At 63.4% G+C, this 1,351-nt stretch carries 1 protein-coding gene; it reads right to left on the bottom strand.

Annotated features, from left to right (window positions below; genetic code table 11):
- Positions 1 to 85 precede the first annotated feature (85 nt).
- On the bottom strand, positions 86 to 1,273 hold the full coding sequence (locus NKI70_RS33820) for an ISNCY family transposase (RefSeq protein WP_352572748.1): 1,188 nt from the start codon (positions 1,271 to 1,273) through the stop codon (positions 86 to 88).
- Positions 1,274 to 1,351: the final 78 nt, after the last annotated feature.

The raw sequence follows: 1,351 nt of genomic DNA, 5'->3' as shown, positions 1-1,351 counted from the left end.
GTGTCGGTAGCTTTTCAAGTTGTCCGGTTTTTGTAGCACATCAGATGTCCGCTTCTGTTTGTTGCAGGAGGTGCGTCGAAGCGGTTCACGCCGCACTCCTGATCTCGGTTTTCTGCCCGCGCAACGACCCGTCCGCATGGTAGCGGGCGATCGACCGTGGCCCGTGGAAGACGGCCAGCGTGCCGTCGGGATATTGGCGCACCTTGACCTTGGCCTTGACGAAGTGATGACGGATCGGGCTTGGCGGCAGCTGCAGCCTGAGCCGTCCGAAGACAATGGTGTTGTCGCGGCCGACCACGCGCTCCTCCTCGATGCACAGGATCTCGGCGAGCTGGTCCGGATCGGCGGCGACGAAGGCGCTGTCGGCGATCTCGGGCGGCTTCGAAAAGCGGGCATTGTGAGCCGCCAGGTAGACCTCGGCGATGAAGCGGTTGGCCGCTTCGATGTCTGTGATCCCGGCCAGTGCAAGTTCCTTCGGCAGTCGTTCCTGCAACGTCGAGAAGGTGCGCTCCGAGCGTCCGCGCGCCTCGGGCGAATAGGCCGGTATATGCTCGACGCCGAGCCGCACTAGCGCCCGACCGACTTGGGTGAGCCGCTCCTTGTCGACCTTTTCCCCGGCCTTGGGCGTGTGGAAATAGTGGCTGCCGCGGTCGCTGTAGAGGCTCGACGCCAGACCCTTGGCCGCAAACGTCTCCAACAGGCCTTGGAAGCTTGAGGCCGTGCCTTCCTCCTCGACCAGGAAGGCCGAATAGAGCGTGCTCGTCGCATCGTCCATCGTCACGATCAGGTCGAGCGGCGGCTCACCCGTCAACCACTCGTGCCGGCTGCCGTCCTGATGCAGCATCATGCCCTCGCACGGCTTTCTGGGCCGCTTGCGCCGATGCGCCCCGCGCCGCTTGGCCCGCTCCACCAGACCGGCTGCGTGCAACTGCGCCTTCGTCCAGGTGTAGCTCCAGCAGAAATTGTGGTCGCGAACCAGGTGCTCGTGGAAGTGCTTCACGTTCCAGCCAAAATACCGCTCCCGGTAAAGCAACAGCATCTCCTCCACCGCATCGCACGGCGCCCGTCGCGGCGAGGCCTTGCCCAGCCGACGGTCGATAAGGCCGGCGACACCCTCTTCCTCGTAGCGGTCGCGATAGCGCCGGAACTGACGCTCCGACATCCCAAGCAACTCACCAGCCTCCAGCATCGACAGATCACCTCGATCCCACCGGCTCAATACGTCGCGAAACTTCTGCATCCTGCGGTCCTGTAGCCATGCTGCCCGTCTCATCCCCAGCCTCCGTTCGCTGAAGATCAAACCGGACAACTCGTCTGCTACCTAACCCGGACAACTCATCTGCTTACGACA

The organism is Mesorhizobium sp. M0500, from assembly GCF_040321165.1.
In the GTDB taxonomy this organism is placed as follows: Bacteria; Pseudomonadota; Alphaproteobacteria; order Rhizobiales; family Rhizobiaceae; genus Mesorhizobium.
Note: the sequence above shows the minus strand (reverse complement) of the source record. Positions and strands in the feature narration are given on the sequence as shown.